Source organism: Candidatus Coatesbacteria bacterium (genome assembly GCA_014728225.1).
In the GTDB taxonomy this organism is placed as follows: domain Bacteria; phylum RBG-13-66-14; class RBG-13-66-14; order RBG-13-66-14; family RBG-13-66-14; genus WJLX01.
The window spans coordinates 1-17,446 of the sequence record WJLX01000170.1 but is presented as its reverse complement, the minus strand read 5'-3'; the positions used below and the strand labels follow the sequence as shown (position 1 = coordinate 17,446).

General features: G+C 63.9%; 18 protein-coding genes and 1 tRNA gene. 15 read left to right on the top strand and 4 right to left on the bottom strand.

Annotated elements, in window-relative coordinates; genetic code table 11:
* Positions 1-165: 165 nt before the first annotated feature.
* Positions 166-240 (bottom strand) — tRNA-Gly (locus GF399_12245).
* Positions 241-386: 146 nt separating this feature from the next.
* On the opposite strand from GF399_12245, the gene GF399_12240 reads away from it, so the two are divergent.
* From GF399_12240 to GF399_12220, 5 genes are all read left to right on the top strand, one after another.
* A complete protein-coding gene (locus GF399_12240) occupies positions 387-1,154 on the top strand; it encodes a hypothetical protein (protein ID MBD3401082.1) in 768 nt (255 codons plus the stop codon).
* A 108-nt stretch (positions 1,155-1,262) separates the two neighbouring features.
* A complete protein-coding gene (locus tag GF399_12235) occupies positions 1,263-1,769 on the top strand; it encodes a hypothetical protein (protein ID MBD3401081.1) in 507 nt (168 codons plus the stop codon).
* A gap of 9 nt (positions 1,770-1,778) precedes the next feature.
* Positions 1,779-2,321: a methylated-DNA--[protein]-cysteine S-methyltransferase gene (locus GF399_12230; protein MBD3401080.1), complete on the top strand. Its 543-nt coding sequence runs from the start codon at positions 1,779-1,781 to the stop codon at positions 2,319-2,321.
* A gap of 61 nt (positions 2,322-2,382) precedes the next feature.
* Positions 2,383-3,798, top strand: coding sequence for an HD domain-containing protein (locus GF399_12225; protein ID MBD3401079.1), 1,416 nt, complete (start codon positions 2,383-2,385; stop codon positions 3,796-3,798).
* Positions 3,791-5,071: a hypothetical protein gene (locus tag GF399_12220; GenBank protein MBD3401078.1), complete on the top strand. Its 1,281-nt coding sequence runs from the start codon at positions 3,791-3,793 to the stop codon at positions 5,069-5,071. Before GF399_12225 ends, GF399_12220 begins: the two co-directional genes overlap by 8 nt.
* A gap of 312 nt (positions 5,072-5,383) precedes the next feature.
* Here the strand turns inward: GF399_12220 and GF399_12215 are convergent, their stop codons facing one another.
* On the bottom strand, positions 5,384-6,289 hold the full coding sequence (locus GF399_12215) for a RimK family alpha-L-glutamate ligase (GenBank protein ID MBD3401077.1): 906 nt from the start codon (positions 6,287-6,289) through the stop codon (positions 5,384-5,386).
* A gap of 78 nt (positions 6,290-6,367) precedes the next feature.
* Between GF399_12215 and GF399_12210 the strand changes: the two genes are divergently transcribed.
* Positions 6,368-7,321: a DUF72 domain-containing protein gene (locus tag GF399_12210; protein ID MBD3401076.1), complete on the top strand. Its 954-nt coding sequence runs from the start codon at positions 6,368-6,370 to the stop codon at positions 7,319-7,321.
* A 9-nt stretch (positions 7,322-7,330) separates the two neighbouring features.
* Here GF399_12210 and GF399_12205 read toward each other — a convergent pair whose 3' ends face one another.
* Complete coding sequence (locus tag GF399_12205) at positions 7,331-7,801, bottom strand: hypothetical protein (GenBank protein MBD3401075.1); 471 nt, start codon at positions 7,799-7,801, stop codon at positions 7,331-7,333.
* Positions 7,802-7,931: 130 nt separating this feature from the next.
* A complete protein-coding gene (locus GF399_12200) occupies positions 7,932-10,448 on the bottom strand; it encodes a hypothetical protein (protein MBD3401074.1) in 2,517 nt (838 codons plus the stop codon).
* A 54-nt stretch (positions 10,449-10,502) separates the two neighbouring features.
* Between GF399_12200 and GF399_12195 the strand changes: the two genes are divergently transcribed.
* The 9 genes from GF399_12195 to GF399_12155 all read left to right on the top strand — a co-directional run bounded on the left by GF399_12195 (position 10,503) and on the right by GF399_12155 (position 17,183).
* Positions 10,503-11,186: a threonylcarbamoyl-AMP synthase gene (locus GF399_12195; GenBank protein ID MBD3401073.1), complete on the top strand. Its 684-nt coding sequence runs from the start codon at positions 10,503-10,505 to the stop codon at positions 11,184-11,186.
* A 144-nt stretch (positions 11,187-11,330) separates the two neighbouring features.
* On the top strand, positions 11,331-11,771 hold the full coding sequence (gene rpiB, locus GF399_12190; GenBank protein MBD3401072.1) for a ribose 5-phosphate isomerase B: 441 nt from the start codon (positions 11,331-11,333) through the stop codon (positions 11,769-11,771).
* 291 nt (positions 11,772-12,062) lie between these two features.
* Positions 12,063-12,395, top strand: coding sequence for a divalent cation tolerance protein CutA (locus GF399_12185; protein ID MBD3401071.1), 333 nt, complete (start codon positions 12,063-12,065; stop codon positions 12,393-12,395).
* Positions 12,396-12,415: 20 nt separating this feature from the next.
* A complete protein-coding gene (locus GF399_12180) occupies positions 12,416-14,035 on the top strand; it encodes a hypothetical protein (GenBank protein MBD3401070.1) in 1,620 nt (539 codons plus the stop codon).
* Positions 14,036-14,452: 417 nt separating this feature from the next.
* The gene (locus GF399_12175) at positions 14,453-15,106 is read left to right on the top strand and encodes a hypothetical protein (GenBank protein MBD3401069.1); all 654 of its coding nucleotides are present in this window, start codon (positions 14,453-14,455) and stop codon (positions 15,104-15,106) included.
* A 33-nt stretch (positions 15,107-15,139) separates the two neighbouring features.
* Positions 15,140-15,727: a hypothetical protein gene (locus tag GF399_12170; GenBank protein ID MBD3401068.1), complete on the top strand. Its 588-nt coding sequence runs from the start codon at positions 15,140-15,142 to the stop codon at positions 15,725-15,727.
* Positions 15,728-15,759: 32 nt separating this feature from the next.
* On the top strand, positions 15,760-16,338 hold the full coding sequence (locus GF399_12165; GenBank protein ID MBD3401067.1) for a hypothetical protein: 579 nt from the start codon (positions 15,760-15,762) through the stop codon (positions 16,336-16,338).
* Positions 16,339-16,355: 17 nt separating this feature from the next.
* Positions 16,356-16,697, top strand: coding sequence for a TdeIII family type II restriction endonuclease (locus tag GF399_12160; GenBank protein ID MBD3401066.1), 342 nt, complete (start codon positions 16,356-16,358; stop codon positions 16,695-16,697).
* A 15-nt stretch (positions 16,698-16,712) separates the two neighbouring features.
* Positions 16,713-17,183, top strand: coding sequence for a TdeIII family type II restriction endonuclease (locus GF399_12155; protein MBD3401065.1), 471 nt, complete (start codon positions 16,713-16,715; stop codon positions 17,181-17,183).
* The last annotated feature ends 263 nt before the right edge of the window (positions 17,184-17,446 follow it).

Below are 17,446 nucleotides of genomic sequence, written 5' to 3'. Positions count from 1 at the left end.
GGTTGGAGCACAGGGGCGATGGCGCGGAGTATCACCGGTGTTCGAAACGTAACCGAAAAGAAGTCACCCTTCGGTGTGGTTGGCGGATTGGAGCACAGGGGCGATGGCGCGGAGTATCACCGGTGTTCGAAACGTAACCAAAAAGAATCCACCCTCCCGGGTGGATGGAGCGGGAAACGAGATTTGAACTCGCGACCCTCGCCTTGGCAAGGCGATGCTCTACCACTGAGCTATTCCCGCGCTGAAGCGGGGAGTATTATAGGGAGGGGGGGTGGAGTTTGTCAAGGGTGGGAATGTGGATTGTAACGTGCTATACTACTCCAATTGTGGTGGACTTCGAGTCAAAGTGAAACCGGGCGTCTTGGCGCCCAACATGGAGGTACCGAATGCGCAAGTTTCTAGTGTTGCTGTTGAGCCTGACCGCCCTGTGGTTGATCGGCTGTGATTCGACGGCTACCGATGGACAGACGGAGATCGACACGGCGGCCTTTTTCCCCAACGAGAAGGATAACTACTGGAAGTACAGCATCACCGACGACGGTGAGATCGTCGATTACATGACGTTTACCGTTTCGACGGATCCGGAGTTGTTGTTGGTCGAGGGCGAGCAGTGGTTGCGAGTGGACTTCGACTCGATGGATTCCAACGACTATTTCGCCCACAAGATACTCGACGATGACACGGACAGTGTCCAGTTCCTGGCCTATGCCTCGTTCACCGGCGGTTTCCCGGACGAGCAGGATGATTTCGACGAGTCGCCGCGCAATGTTCTGATCTGGGACGAGTATGGCATGGCCGTCGGCGATGAGTGGGATTGCTGGGACGTGACGGGCCTGACCCCGGAGCTGTGGGACTACAGCGGTGATATGTGGGAAGCCGTCGATTTCAGCCTCGATGCCGAAGTCACGGCCAAGGAGGACTTCCTCTACGGCAGCGCGACGCTGTCGGCCTACAAGATCGAGTATACGGGTACGGTGACTCTGGATCCGGTGGGCGACGGTACTTCGACCTCGGCTCCCTGGCAGCAGGATTTGTGGTTCGTGCCCCAGTTCGGGATCGTCAAGATCCAGCAGTACGACCTGGTGAACTTCAACCTCGTCGAGGGCGAGGTGTTGGCGTTGACCGACAGCAATGTCCCGGTTCCGGGCAACTAGGCTCCGTTCCAGCAAGGCAGGACGCCCCCGCCGGGGGCGTTCTGCTTTTATGGGACCGGCGTCCCTGTGCTATAATCGGTTTTTGGATCGACAGCACCGGAGGTTGAGATGCGCACGGCGTGGTTGTGGATGGTATTGACGGTTCTGCTGGCCCTGGGTTTCCTCGGTTGCGGAGAAGACGGCGAGACGGAAGTCGAGACCCCCCCGGAGGACGGGGAGGGCCTGGTGGAGAGCGCCGACCCGGTGGGCGAGGTCCGCGGGGCTTTCCTGGCGGTGGTGCGCGCCGTGCGCCGCGGGGATTACGACGAGGTGCTGGGCTTCTACTCCACGGAATCCCTGGAGTTCATGCGTCAGGCCTACGCTGACTATCCGGAGCTGGGAACGCTGGAGGAGGAGATCGAGCGCAGCTGGTCGGCCCACGAGGAGGCCTTCGCGAAGTCCTTCGGCGAGGACGATCTGAAGGTGCTCAACCTGGACCCGGCCCAGGGCACCGCCGAGGTCCATTGGCGCTATCCGGGCACGGAGGGCGAGTTGGAGAACGCCAGTTTTTTCCGTTACGTCGACGGGAAGTGGAAGCTGGCGCTGGATTACGGGATGAGCGAACAGGTTCAGTAGAGGTCGTTAATGGCGATACGTCGGGTGCTGATCGAGGCTCCGTGGACCGAGCGTGGTTGGGGCCGGGTGGGTCTGGAGGAGCAGGACGGCCTGCTGACCCACTGTCACCTGTTGGCCGGCGACGGTTACGCGGCCGGAGCCGACGCCCGGCGGGAGTGGTCGCCGCTGCTGCAGCGGGCGGCGCGGCGTATCGAGGCCTACTTCACCGACGCCGGCGCCGTTTTCGATCTGCCCCTGGCCCTCGACGGCACGGAGTTCCAGCGCCGGGTCTGGGAGGAGCTGGTCCGGGTGCCGCTGGGACAGACGGTTAGCTACGGAGAGCTGGCTCGCAGGATCGATAACCCCCGCGCGGCCCGGGCCGTCGGCAACGCGGTCGGCGTCAACCCCCTGCCGCTGATCGTGCCCTGTCATCGGGTGATCCGCACCGACGGCGCCCTGGGAGGCTACGGCGATCAGAGCGACCATTCGCTGGCGCTGAAGGTGTATCTGCTCAAGCACGAGGGCGCGCTGAAGTCACCGCCGCCGGGCGCGGCGCTCTACGACATTCTCTAGGGCCCGGGCGGGCCCTTCTTGGTCTCGGGGCCGCCGCTGAGCCGGGACGTGAGAAACTGGTATGGACGACCAACACAAAGCCGAGGCCTTGATCGAGGTGGTGGAACGGCTGCGTACCGCCGGGGGCCGGGTCTGGCTGGTCGGTGGCGCCCTGCGCGACCTGCTGCGCCGCAGGCCCGGGTTCGCCAAAGAGCGCCCGTCCTTGCCGGTGCTATGCACCGAGCTGGAGCCGAGCGAGATCGATCTGGCCACGGACCTGACGCCGGACGTCGTCGGCCGGGCCTTTCCCGGCGCGCCGGAGGTCGGTCGCCGCTTCGGCACGGTGTTGGTGCAGCACGGCGGAGGGGTTTTCGAGGTCACGACCCTGCGCGGCGAGGGCGGTTACTCCGACGGCCGTCGTCCCGACGAGGTGCGCTTCGGGGTCTCGATCGAGGAGGACCTGGCCCGACGGGACTTCACCGTCAACGCCCTGGCCCTGGAGCTGCCGGAGGGTGAGCTGCTGGACCCCTTCGGCGGCCTGAGCGATCTGCGGAGCGGTGTGCTGCGGGCGGTGGGCGATCCGGAGCGGCGCCTGGCCGAGGACGGTCTGCGGGCTTACCGGGCCTGCCGTTTCGCGGCCACGCTGGAGCTGGGGCCGACCGCGGACCTCCGACGAGCCCTGCGCGACAACGCCGCCGTCGCCCGCGGGGTGGCCTGGGAACGCGTCGGCGCCGAGCTGAACAAGGCCCTGAACGCCGAGCGCCCCGGCGTCTGCTTCGAGCTGCTGCGCCGCGTCGGTCTGCTGGAGCACTGCCTGCCCGAGCTGGCGAACTGCTACGGCGTGACCCAGGGCGGCCGTCACGAACTGGACGTTTACGACCACAGCCTGCTGACCTGCGATCGCGCCCCCCGGGACAAGCTCGTTGTGCGCTGGGCGGCCCTGCTCCACGACGTCGGCAAGCCGGCGGCACGGCGTGAACGGGGCCGGCGGTTGATCTTCCACGGTCACGACGAGTTGTCGGCCAAGCTGGCCGAGCGCGCTCTGCGGCGGCTCAAGCTGCCCGGTGAACTGCGCCGCCGGGTGGTCCATCTGGTGCGACGGCACATGTTCCTCTACACCTCGGAGTGGGGCGACGCCGCCGTGCGGCGTTTCGTCCGCCGGATCGGCGTCGAGCATCTGGCCGACCTGTTCGATCTGGTGATCGCCGACCGTTCGGCCCACCGACGTGAAGAACTCTACGCGCCCCCGGCCGACATCGTCGCCCTGATGAAGCGGATCGAGGGATTGGGTGTCGCCGGCGCCGCCCTCGAGCTCGGCGACCTGGCGATCGACGGGCGGGATCTGCTGCGCCTGACCGGCCGGGAACCCGGCCCCTGGGTCGGCCGGTTGCTGGAACGTCTGCTCGAGGAGGTCCTCGACAACCCGGAGCTCAACGAGCGCGACGTCCTGTTACAACGGGCCGGAGAGCTGTCGGCCGAGGAGGAGAACCTTGACTGAAGACGTCCGCAGGTTGAAGCTGGAGGACCTCGCCGCCCCCGACGCCCTGGGAAGGCTGGAGGGCAAGGTGGTCTTCGTGCCCTACGGAGCGCCCGGCGACGTGATCCTGGTCGAGTTGGTCGAGCGCGGCAAGGCCTTCGACCGCGGCCGGATCGTCGAGCTGCTGGAGCCCGGCCCGCAGCGGATCGAACCGCGCTGTCCCCGCTACGGCGACTGCGGCGGCTGTTCCTGGCAGCACCTCGACTACGCCGCCCAGTTGCACTACAAGGGACGCCAACTGGCCGACGGGGCGCGCAAGATCGCCGGACTGGAACTCGAGCCCCCGAGCATCGACGCCAACGAGCCCTTCGCTTACCGCGACCGGGCGCGATTGCAGGTGGTCTGGCGCCGCGGTCGGCCGCGGCTGGGCTACTACGCCCGGGGCAGCAACCACCTGGTCGAGTTCGCGCGCTGCCCCCTGCTGAACGGGGTCTTGAACGACGGCTTGGAATCCCTGCGGCGTCTGCTGGATGGTCACCTGGGGAGGGCGGCGGCCTGGCACCAACTCGAGGCCGTCGAACTGGAACGGGCCCTCGAGGGTTGGGCTCTGACCCTGCGCTTCGCCCGACCCCGTCCGCCGAAGTTGCCCTGGGACGAGATCGCCGCGGCCCTGCCCGGCCTGGTCGGCCTGCGCGCCGCCGGGCGCAAGGCCGACCGCCGCGTCGCCGGCGCCGAGCGCTTTCCGACCGTCGAGGCGGGTTTGGTCAAGAGCGCCGGCACCTTCGGCCAACCCAGCGACGCCGGAGCCCGCTGGCTGCGGCGCAGACTGCTCGCCACCAAAGATACCGTCGCCCTCGGCACCGTCTGGGACCTTTTCGCCGGCTACGGCCTCCTCGGCTCCGTCCTCCTCGCAGAGGCCGGGGTGCTCTTCGCCGTCGAGGTCGCTCCCGCCGCCGCCGAGGACGCCGCCGCCAATCTGGCCTCCGGCGACACCGAGGTGATCATCGGCGCCGGGCGGGTCGAGGCGGCCCTCGATCAGCTCCCGGCCGAGTTGGCCCGTCCCGATCTGGTGATCCTCGACCCCCCGCGCAGCGGCCTGGGCAAGGGGATACTGCGTTCCCTGCTGGCCCATGAGCCCGGCGCCCTGTTCTTCGCCGCCTGCAATCCGGCGCGTTTCTGGCGCGATGCCCGGCTGCTGCTCGACGCGGGCTACCAGCTAGCCGAGCTGGCCGTCTTCGATATGGCGCCCCAAACCGAGCACCTGGAGTTGGCCTCGCTCTGGCTGCGCGGCTGACCCCGCCCGTGAATAGCCGCCGCCGGCCGGAGGTGTGTTGTAGACCCTTGCGTTTCCCGGCCGGGGTGGCTTTGCGGCGTTCGCCGGCGGGGTCTGGACGGGGATGGAAAAAGGGCGCGACCCTTCCCGGGGGACTGGATACCGGTCAGCGGGGGAGGAAAACCGGTTCCGTTTGGTAGGAAGGGTCGCGCTTGTTGGTGGGGTCGGCGTGGGGGAGACCGGCCCCGCAGGCGCTCCGTGTTGCACTAGGAGGAGGTGGTCGCGCCTGCATCAAGTTTACGCGGACGACCCGTCTGGTGTTCCAATAATCTACTATTTTCTCGTACTTTGTCGTTTATTAACGCAGAGCCGTTCCAGATGATCGATCAGGGCTCCGGCGACGTCGACGCCGGTGACGGTCTCGACGTAACGCAGCCCGGGGACGGAGTTGACCTCCAGCACCCGGGGACCGTCGGCGGTGGGCAGCAGGTCGACCCCGGCCACCTCCAGGCCCAGGACCCGGGCGGACGCTTCGGCCAGCTCGGTTTCGGCCCGGCTCGGTCGGTGAGCGACGGCGTCGCCGCCCCGGTGTACGTTGGAGCGGAACTCGCCCGCTGCGGCGCGGCGTTCATAACAAGCGACCAGCCTTGCGCCGATGACGAAGGCCCGCCGATCGCGTCCTGCGGCTTCGGGGTGGAAGCGCTCCAGATGGGCCGTTTGCTCCAGGGCCGCCGAAAGCTGCCACTGGCTGACGAGGGCGGCGGCGGACTCGACCAGGGCCGTGCCCACCCCCCGGGTGCCCCGGCTCCATTTGAGCACCAGCGGACAACCGCCGACGGCGGCGGCCGCGGCTTCCAGCTCCGTCGGCTCGCGCACCAGGGCGGCGTCGACAACGGGCAGGCCGGCCGCGGCCAGCAGTTGCAGGGTGTAGAACTTGTCGCTGCAGCGCAGCACCGCCGCCGTCGTGTTGAGGGTCACCACCCCCAGGGCCTCGAATTGGCGCCAGAGCGAGAGGTCCCAGCCGAAGGCCAGCCGGGTGTAGCCCGAACGGTAGACCGCCGCCGGTGGCGGCTCGACGGCTTTCCCGTCCAGCAGCAACGCCGGTCGGGAGTCGACGGTCAGAGCGCTCAGGCGACCGGTATCGATCTCGACCGGTTCGTGACCCCGCTCAACGGCGGCCTCGCGGATGCGTTGGGAGGAGTAGAGCTCGAAATTGCGGCAGAGCGACCAGATCAGCATGACAGTCAGCGGGCTGGAGGGCGCGGATCATCATACCACAGGCCGCTGTTGGAGTTGATTGACACCGGGGAGGCGGGTGTGCCGATAATCCACCAAGGCGCTGAATTCCGTCTGGGGACCAGTGGGTACTCCTATGACGACTGGCGGGGCGTCTACTATCCGACGGGCTTGCCCGGGAGCGCGATGCTCGATTTCTACTCCGGTTCCCTGGCGCGGCAGACGGACCTGTTGGCCGGAGAAACGGCGCCGGCCTTCGACAGCGTCGAGATCAACGCCACCTACTACCGGCTGCCGCCGGCCCGGGTCTTCGCCGGGATGGCCGCGCGCACCCCGCCGGGCTTCCTCTTCAGCGTCAAGGCTCCCGGCGGCGTCACCCACCCCGAGAGCTACGACTCCCTGGATCGGCTCCTGGTCGAGGACTACTGCGCCGCGGTGACGCCGCTGGCCGAGGCGGGCAAGCTGGGTCCCACCCTGCTGCAGTTCCCCTACCGCTTCAAACCCGACCGGGCCAGCCTGGATTACCTGCGGGCCGTGGCCGAGGAATTCGCCGGTCTGCAAGCGGCGGTGGAGTTCCGCCGTCGGGACTGGCTCGAGGGCCCCGGACCCGAGCTGTGCGCCGAGCTGGGCCTGAGTTGGGTCAGCGTGGATATGCCCCGCCTGGAACGGCTCCCGCCGCCCCGGCTCGTGGCGACGACGCCGACGATCTACGTGCGCTTTCACGGCCGACGGACCGACACCTGGTGGCGGGGGGACAACGTCACCCGCTACGATTACGCCTACGACGGGGACGAGCTGGCGCCCTGGGTCCGGCGACTCCAGGCCGTCAACGAGTCGGCAACTGAGTCGACGGCCGCCTCAGCGAAGCAAAAACCGTCGCCGCCCGAGCTGCGGGGCGACGACGGTGATTTGGAACGGATGATCCGCCTGATCAGCGGACCGCTCGAGCGGGTCTTCCTGTTCTTCAACAACCACCCCCGCGGCAAGGCCGTCGAAGCCGCGGCGGCGTTGCGGCGGATGCTTGGCGGTGGTTGAGGCGACGGCTCAGTGCAGGAAGCGCAGCAAATCCGCCGACAACGGCACTTCTTCCGTACCGGCTTCGCTGAACTCGACCTCCCGGGTGTGCACCAGGGCGCTGACCTTGGCCGTGCCGTTGATGACGTAATCGACCTCGGGCCAGTCGCCGGCCAGGGCGGCGTCAACCAGGCCGCCGTAGCTCAGGTTCAGCGGCAGGTTCAGACTGACCGTTTCACCGGCGGGGAGCCGCAGATCGGAGGCGTGGCCCGTACCGGCCTTGACGCCGTTGATGCTCAGGGTGTAATCAGCCCGCAGAACCGTCGCCGAAATGTCGTTGGGGTTGGTGACCTCGATCTCGACCTCCAGCTCGACGCCCTTGTCGGTGAACTCCCAGTTTCCCAGATGGCGGAACTCGATCTCCGGCTCCTCGAAGCGTTGTTCACAGCCCGTCGAGGCGAGCAGTACGACCAGGGCAGCCGGAAGGGCCAATCTGCGCATTGTTGTCCTTTCTCCGGCCGCCGGCCGGTCTTTTTTCAACCGCGTTTGCTGATCGTTGGCCGGGGCGGCCGTTGAAAAGAACCGCCCCTCGCCCCTTTTCAGCCGAAGATCTCCCCGGCTGAGGTGGATATCAGCCCTTATCGGTGAGGGGGTCGGCTTGAGGTTTCCGGCGGCGCCAGTTTCCGGCGGCGCAGAGCAGGGCGATCAGGTAGGCCCCCAAGGCCCAGAACAGGCCGATGGTGTAACCCCAGCTCAGGGCGATGACGATGGAGACCACGGAGGCGAAGACGCTGAAGACACCGTTGATGCCCCAGACGTAGGGTACCATTCCCGCGGCGTCGATCGCGTTGAGCCGCTTGATGCCCAGGGGCAGGGACATCCCCATCACGTAGCCCAGGGGGGCCAGCAACAGGATGCTCAGGGCGATGCGCCAACCCAGAGCGGCGCCCAGGGCGTTCTCCAGCAGGGCTGGGACGACGAGGGCCTGGAACACCCCCAGCAGGATGACGCATCCCAGGGCGATGAGCTGGACACGGCGGATCGTCCAGCGTTTGGCCAGGCGGGTCGTCGAGGCGCTGCCCAGGCCGGCGAACAGCAGCAGGGCGAAGATCACCACGGTGGTGGCGTAGCTGGGGTGGCCGAGGAAGAGGACGTAGCGCTGGATCAGTGACAGCTCGATCAGCATGAAGCCCAGGCCGATGGCGGCGAAGTACAGCCACTGGCGGGTTTGTTTGAACAGCACCCGGCCGAGGGTGAAATCCTCCCCGGGTTCTTTTTTCTTCAACGCCAGCGGCAGGATGATCAACACCAGGGCCAGGCCCAGCAGGATGTAGAACAACCAACGCAGCAGAACCTGGCTGTAGGGCATGAAGCTGGCTTCCTGGGCTTCCTCTGACATTTCCCCCAGGACGCTGTCGGTGAACATGAAGAAGAAGGGTCGATCGTCGGTCGGGGCGGAGAGATCCAGATTCTGCCCGGCGAGGAAGGCCTCACGCTCGGCGGAGAGGATCTGGTTCAACTCGGGATCGGCGGCGGACCGACCGGGCAGCCAGAGGGGGGTGAAGTCCATCGTCTCGGCGTATCGGGTTAAACGGTCCAGCTCGACGGTTTCGAAAGGCTGTCGGCCGACCAGCACGGTGGCGATGCTGCCGCCGTTGACAACGGCGATGTGCTCGGCCGGAGTATCGTACCCTCGACGTTCAAGACCCTCGTAGAGCAGGTTGACCAGGCGGTAGGTCTCGTACTTCAGGTTGGAGTTGTACCAGCGTGACATGGTCAAGACGCCGTCCTCGGTCAGGTGATCGAGGTAGAGGTCGACGGCCTCGACGGTGTAGAGGTTGTTCTCGGAGAGGGCGAAGGCGCCGGCCATGGTGGCGGCCCAGGAATCGATCATCGAGATCATCAACAGGTCGTAGCGTTCCTCGTCCCGGGTCAGGTAGCTGCGAGCCTCGCTGACCACCCCGGTCACCCCGGGCAGGCTGTAGGGTCGGCCGGCGAAGTCGGCGAAGGTCTCCTCGACCAACTCGATCATCTGGGGGTTGATCTCGACGGCGGTGACCTCGTCGACGCCGAAGTGCTTGGCCGCCAGGATATCCCGGCCGCCGCCGCCGCCGACGATCAGGGCGTTGTCGTAATCACCCAGGCTGTAGGCCAGGTTGGTCACGTCGTAGGGCAGGAAATCCAATTCGGCCGGATCGCCCTCGAAGCGGGTGATCGGCGTCCCGGCGCTGTCGTCCTGGTCGATCCAGTACTGGTCGATAGTCTCGTCACCCAGGGTCTCGCTCATCCCCCAACCGAAGGGCTTGTCGGGTTCGGGAACCCAGAAGACCGATTCATATACGGTCAGCCGGGAGAAGTGGCTCCAGGTGGTCTGGATCGGCTCGCCGCGATCGACGCGATAGAGTTTGGAGTAATGGATGTCGTACACTTCGGGGGCGTAGAACTGGCTGAGCGCCAGAACCAGCACCAAACCCAGGGCGAAGAGTCCGACGCGTCCGCCCCGACCGCTGTCGACCCCGGGGCGCTTGGCCAACAACAGGGAGGCCGTCGCGGGCAACAAGCCGATCCAGGCCAGCAGATTGGGCGCCGGCACCAGGTTGAGCAGGGGGATCACCAGCAGACAACCGAGACCGCCGCCCAGGAGATCGGCCCAGTAGAGGCTGCCGATGCGTTCGGAGTGGAAGGAATAGATCGCGGCGATGGTGAAGCCGCCCAGCAGGAAAGGCAGGAAAAAGATCAACACCAGGGCCAGCAGCTTGAGCAGCCCGAGGGCGGTGAAGGTGACGTGCAGATCGAGGTTGAGGTAGAGCGCGGGGGCCAGGGCGCACAGCGCGGCGAACAACCCCGCCGTCCAGGGCAGCAGGCGTTCGATGCGCTCGGCGAACCAGCCGCGTCGGATGAAGATCAGCGCCGCCGAGGTGCTGCCACCGAGCAGGGCCAGGGAGACCACAAAGAAGGCGAAGTAATTCCAGATGGTCACCGAGAAAACCCTCATCAACGATAACTCGAAAACCAGGGTCCCCAGGCTGATCAACAGGATCGACAGATGCAGGCGCCAATTCTTCATGCTGCTCCTTCTGCTCCTTCTGTTCCTTCTGTTCCTTGGAGGGGTGACGAAGTGCGTCCAATAATATCTTGACCGGCGCATGAAGGCAAGCTGCTTCCTTGACGATCCCCCCGGCGGCGGTTTATAGTTTAGCTAATGAGCAACGCACCGAAACGAGACGGGGCATGGCCTTTCCCCGGCTATTCTCCCGGTTGCGAAGGCTTCGCCGGACTGGTGCGGTTGCTGCGCCGCGGCGGGACGGCCTGCCTGCCCACGGACACGACCTACGGTTTGATCGCCCGGGCGGCCGCTGAAGCCGCCGTCGAGCGCGTTTATCGGCTCAAGGGCCGCCCCCGCGACAAGGCCCTGGTCTGCCTGATCGGCGCCGCCGACTGGGTGGAGAGGTACTGCGAACCCCGGAAAGACAACTGGCTGATACCGGCGAGGCGCTTCTGGCCCGGGCCGCTGAACCTGGTTCTGCCCGCCGGTCCGCAGTTGCCCCGCGCCCCCCTGGCCGGTGGGCGCACCGTCGCCCTGCGGGTGCCGGACGACGAGCTGTTGCTCGAGCTGCTGGCGGTCTTGAACGAACCCCTGGTCGCCCCCAGCGCCAACCCCGCAGGGAAGCCGCCGGCGCTGAGTGTCGATCAGGCTTACGGTTATTTCGGCGAGGATATCCCCTGCTACGTTGACGGCGGGTCGGCGGATTCCAGCGTCGTCTCGACGATTATCGATCTCGTCGGCTCACCGCCCCGGCTGTTGCGGCAGGGTCGTATCTCGCCCGAGGAGTTGCGGCGGCTTCCCGGGCTGGCCGAGCTGGTGCTTTCTACCCGCGCCCGCTGAAGGAAGCCGACCGACGATGAACCATCCGCTAACCTTCATCGATGAAGCCCGATTATCGCTTTTCACCAACTCTCGTATGGATAGGACCACCGCCGTAACGACTGCAATTTCACAAGATTGGCAAGCTAATCCCGGGAGGCACCAATGAGGGTCGCCGTCGGCGCCGACCACGGTGGGTTGGAAGTCAAGAACCGCGTCATCGCCTACTGCATCGAACACGGCCACCGGGTGATCAACCTGGGTACCGATACGCCGGATTCCGTCGATTACCCCGTCTACGCCAAGCTGGTCGCCCAGGCCGTGGCCCGCGACGAGGCCGACCGCGGCGTGCTGGTCTGCACCAACGGCGTCGGGATGTGCATGGCCGCCAACAAGATCCCCGGCATCCGCGCCGCCCTGGTGCGCATCCCGGAGAACGCCGCCCGCTCCCGGGCCCACAACGACGCCAACGTCCTCTGTCTGGCCGGCGGCGTCGACACCGCCCCGGAACTCGAGGAACTCCTGGAGACTTGGTTCGATACCGCGTTCGAAGGCGGCCGGCACCAGCGCCGCGTGGCCCTGATGATGGAGCTCGACGAACTGTAGCTTGGCGCCGACCGCCGGACCCGGCGACGGGAGGCATAATCCCGCGCACACCCCTGTCGACCGGGGAGAAAAGGTAGCAACGCCGGCGACCCGCGATCGACCCGCCGACGATCAACGTTACCTCTCGGACTTCGACACCGCCGGAACTGGCACGGTTTTTGCGGAATCGACAACCGTCGTCCGTTCTGCGGTTTAAGACTTGCAAAAACCGTGCCAGTTCCGGCGGCAGCAGGCCGCCGGGCCGGGAGTTTCTATCGCGGGTCGCCTGCAGCGGATTGGGGGTCCAGCCCGATGAGGCACGCCGACTACTTGATGGTTTACGTCACCTGCGCCTCCCCGGAGCAGGCCCAGCGCCTGGCGGACAACCTGGTTGGTGAACGTCTGGCGGCCTGCGCCAACATCCTGCCCGGGATGCGGGCGGTCTATCGCTGGCGCGGCGCCGTCGAACGCGACGAGGAGACCGTGCTGCTGTTGAAGACCACGGCGGTCCGCCTGGAGCGTCTGGTGGCCCGAGCCGTGGAATTGCATTCCTACGAAGTTCCCTGCGTGGTCGCCCTGCCGCTGGTCGGCGGACACGCGGACTATCTGGAATGGATCGAGAACGCAACCGAAGAACGATCTTAACCGCTGACGGAGGAGTAGCGATGCGCACGTTCAAGGTGATCCTGTTGACGGTCCTGGCTGTTGGGGCCGCGCTGATGCTGACGTCGTGCGGCGCCGGAATGGACGCCGATGATTACGCCGAGATCCAGTTGGACCTCGAACTCAACGACTACGGTTATTCGGAGGCCGATCCGGCGGAGAAGCTGGCCTGTCAGCTCTACGGCTACGAGCTGGTCGACCTCTATGACTTCGAGCTCCAACTGCAGATCGATCCCGAACTCGAGGACGAGGTCACCGAGGCCTTCATCGATCTGGCGCCGGATGCCGACGATCTGGCCGAGCTGGTGGACGAGCTGATCACCCTCAGCTATCCCTGCAAGGAGATCGGTTATCAGGACCGGGCGATGCTGGTCGACACCTACCTGGGCGCTCTCAATGAGCCCAGCTGGTATATGCTGCTCGATGAAGCCCGCGGTCTGCTCAACGCCAACGGCGAGGAGTACATCCGCCGTCCCGAGGCCTTCGAGTTCCTCGATGATTTCGACGTCGAGCCGCGCAGTTTCGCCGCCCTGCAGCGTCTCACCCGGCAGCGTTCCGGACCGGCCGACTACTTCTGGTACGACGGCGAGAACCCCGGGATCACCCCCCTCTACCTAGCCCCGGACACCCGTTACGTCCAGGAGGTCCGCTTCGCCGTCCTCGGCAACCTGGAGGGCGAGATCACGCCGGAGCAGTACGTCGAGGTCCACCTGAACGCGCTCAAGGATATCCTGGCCGGCAACTCCACTGCCGAGACCGCCCGGGCCAAGGCTCTCGAAGGCGTTGAATTCTCGGCCCAGAAGCTGGAGGCCTTCGAGGTCGAGCTGACCGAGTACTCGCTGCTCCAGCCGGTGATGGCCGACGAGATCCTGATTCGCCTGTTCGATGAACTCGAGAATTATCAGCACTCCAGCGGCCTGACACCGGGCGGTTACGTCCGGGTCGTCGGCAGCGCCGACACCATCCTCCAGCGGCTCTACGACGATGAAGAGAACGCCGACCTGGCCCCCGAGGAGCTGGAGAAGCAGGCCCTGGTCAAGGCCTGTGAGTGCTGGGAGGTCGAGCCCGGCGACATCGAGGAGTACGAGGCCCTGTTCACCGAGGTCTGGACCTACCTCGACGACAAGATCGGCCCGCCCCGGGTCGACGCCGAGGCCTTCGTCGACGCCGCCCATCAGGTTGTCGAGACCGTCCTCGAAGAGGGTGGCGACTATGAACAGCTCATGGTCGACATCATGGGCGAGAGTGGTTTCTCCGAGGAACAGTTCGAGGAATTCCTCGACTTGACCGAGGAGGACCAGGAGCTCTACGAGGAGACCGATGCCCTGCTGCAGAAGAAGCTGCGACCCCTGGTCGAGACGATGATCACCGAGTACGAGGCCGTGCTGATGGGCGAGGAATCCGAGTACGAGATCGAGAACCTCGAGACGGCGGCCGAGGCCGTCGACGAGTTGACCTACATGTTCGACGGCTTCTACGACATGGTCAACGAGCTCTACATGGAGATGGGCTTCGGCGGACCCGGCGAGATGGACCTCGCCGAGCTCGAGGAGTTCCTGATGATGCTCGAGGAGATGGAGGCCGAGACCACCGAAGAGCCGGCCCCCGAAGAGCCGCAATAGCGAAGAAGTCCAGATAAGAACCGGCGACTCCGGCTCCGCTCGTCCAGGGCGGGGCCGGCGCCGTTACCCCCGCCGATGTGACCGTCGTCCCATTGAAAACCAGCGTTTTCTCTGGCATACTTGCCTATGCCATAGGGGGCAATCGAGGAGCTGTCGAACCGCTGTAACTCATTGTTTCATAAGGTGATGTCTGGTTACGGCGTCCCGGAGCATCCGGAAGGGAAAGCGCCGGACGGCTATTCACCTTGACATGAACCGGCAACCCGACGGCTCACAATGCAGAGGCGACCACTAACCGAGATCTGTCGGTCTTGTTATCGAGCCCCGGCTCGAAGCTCTCCCGTTTCCAGCGGGAGGGCTTTTTTGTAAGCTGTTTCAATCGCGTAACATTTCGTTGCAACCGATGCGAGGCTCGACATGCGAAAGACCACCAACAAACAGGGCTATTTCATCGCCCTGCTGCACCTGCTGCGCAAGACTGACCCCCTGCCCTTCAACCAAACCCCCGACGGCTGGACCCTCGAACCGGGCGCCCTGCCCGCGGAGGCCGGCGTCTACTGCCTGTGGTGGACCGGCGGCAACGAGCACTGGCAGCGCCCCGTCGACTTCGAGCTCCAGCTCGTGCGTCGCGAGGACGACGAGGCCGTCCTGCGCCGCTATTGCGTCAACCGCGACCTCTTCGACGTCGACCACCACTTCCCCGTGCCCCTGTTCATCGGCAAGACGCGCAACCTGGCCCGCCGTGTCGAACGGCAACTGATGCTTGATACCGCCCGCATCCCCGGCATCCTCCTCGGCTTGCGCGGGATGGAGAAACAGATCAGCCACTTCCGCTCCGTCTTCGACCAGTACTTTCCCGACGAAAACGACGTCCTCGGGATCATCACCGAGCACCTGGCCTACTCCCACGTCAAGCTCGAGGGTCGGAAGAACGCCTTCTGGCGCTTCTTCTTCACCGCTTACGCCATCGGCGTCATGCGCCCCATCTGCAACATCGACGTCATCGACAACGCCGCGGCCAGCCTGGCCGACAACGAGTTCGCCTTCGACCGCGCCCCCGCCGGCGCCTGACGAACCCAACACCACACCGACGGACCCCCAACGATGAAAAACGAAAAATACTTCGACGCCCTGCTCAACCTGCTGCGTAAGGTGCGCGAGCTGCCCCTGATCAAGCGCCCCTCGGGATGGGAGCTCGACCGGGACGTCCTGCCCGACGAGCCCGGTGTCTTCTGCATCTGGTGGCTGCGCGGCTCCGTCCTCTGGAAGGACCGCAGCGTCCTGGAGCTCAAGCTCTCCTCGGCCGAGGCCGGCGGCGAGTTCGTCCCCTTCAACGTCGACACCGAGATGCTCGACATCGACACTCACAGCCCCGTCGCCCTCTACGTCGGCAAGACCGAGAGCATCGCCCGTCGCCTCGACGAGCACCTGATGCTCGACATCAAGAAGATCCCCCCCGAACAATACAACAAGGCCGATTTCTCCAGCCGCTACAGCCGCTTCCGCCAAGTCTTCGACCAGCTCTTCCCCTACCTCTCCGACCTCACCCCCCTGGTGCGGCGCTACCTCGGCTACTCCTACGTCAAGCTCCCCGGCGACGACAAAGCCTACCTGCGCTACTACCTCAAGAACTACGCCGTCGGCAGCTTCCGCTCGATCTGCAATCTCGACGTCTTCGAGCTGATCGCCTAATCTCGTCCACCTGACCCGCCGCTGGAGCGCCCTTGAGCGAGGAATACTTCGAAGCCCTGCTGCACCTCATCAAGCGCGACGACCGGGCCCTGCCCTTCCGCCGCGAGGACGATCACTGGTTCCTCGACGAGGGCTACATCACCGAAGAGCCCGGCCTGTTCTGCCTCTGGTGGGACCGGCCCGACCGCCCCTGGGCCGACAACGGCTCCCTCCGACTGCGCTGGCTCAACAACCGCGAGCCCTACCAGATCGTCCCCCTCGCCGTCCAGACCGAACTCGTCCGCGTCAAGACCCACATCAAGTTCCCCCTGCTGCTCGAGAACGCCCACAACATCCGCAAGCGCCTCGAATGGCAACTGATGCTCGAGATCCCCAAGGTCGACTTCTCCCAGGACCGCCTTTCCGTCTTCTCCCTCAACATCTCCCCCTTCCGCCGCGTCATCGATCAGGTCTACCACGACCACGACGACGTGCGCCACCTCTTCCCCACCCACCTGCGCATCAGCCAGATCACCCTGGCCGACGACCGCCTGGTCCCCCTGCGCACCTTCCTCTTCCATTACGCCATCGGCAACCTGCGCCCCATCTGCAACATTGACTTCGGCGCGTAGGGGTTGCGCTACATTAGATGTGGGTGGTATTATCTCCATCTGTTGTCTGCCTTTCTTTTTTAGGATTGGAAAAAATGGACACAAGTAAGGGTATTTCATCAATCGTTTCCGCTGCAGTAGAATCTTTTGCTACCGGTTTTGAGGCTAGGCATATAGCGGAAGTAGATAACCTAGAGGGGGTTATTCAAAGTAAAATTAATAATATATTTGTAAAAGAGCTTGGGGAGGAATTAGTATACTATTCCGCCCTTGTACGTTCATTCGATTCGTCCTTTGGCAATATGCTTGAAAGGATGGCGATCAATATTGCAAAGCCTTTTTATGAGGTATATAATAATGTTGATGGTCCAATATATTAAGAACAATTAAACTATATCAATAATATACTTGAAAAGTATAAGCGAAATGAAGTTAAACCTGATAGTAACCATTATAACGCTATTCATAAAATTACTGGAAAAATAGATTATAAGAGACACGACAGTGACTATTATTTGTATGATAGAGAAAATAACTCACACTATTTGATTGAACTAAAAATTGGAGGCGACTTAGACACAAAGAAGGCGCGATCAGAAAAGGAAGCCCTATTAGAGCAGTACGCTATATTAGCAAATAGCATTGGTGATGATGCAAATATCTATATTCGTTTTGCAACAGCCTATAATAAATATGGTGAAGGTAAGCCATGGCACCAACATCAAGTATTAAGATACTTCTCTGAGGATGAGTTGCTAATAGCAAAAGAGTTTTGGAATTTCATTACAAAAAATAGTAATGGTTACGATATAGTATTACAGGCATATCGAGAGAATGTTTATAAGATAAAGGTAGCATTACAATGAATAAAGAAGTGTTACTTAAGCTGATGTATGATATTTATCTATCAGATTCGCGTGAAAAAATCAGGGAGCTAAGTGAGGGTAGTATCGATTTAATCCTTACAGATCCCCCATATAATTTAAGTCCATACTCTACTGGTAATATAAAGATGTCTTGGCGTAAGGATTTCAATAACGATGTCGCCGAATGGGACCGGAATTTTGACCCCGCTGATTGGCGCGACGAGTTCCTGCGCGTGCTCAAGCCGACGGGCAACCTGTTCGCC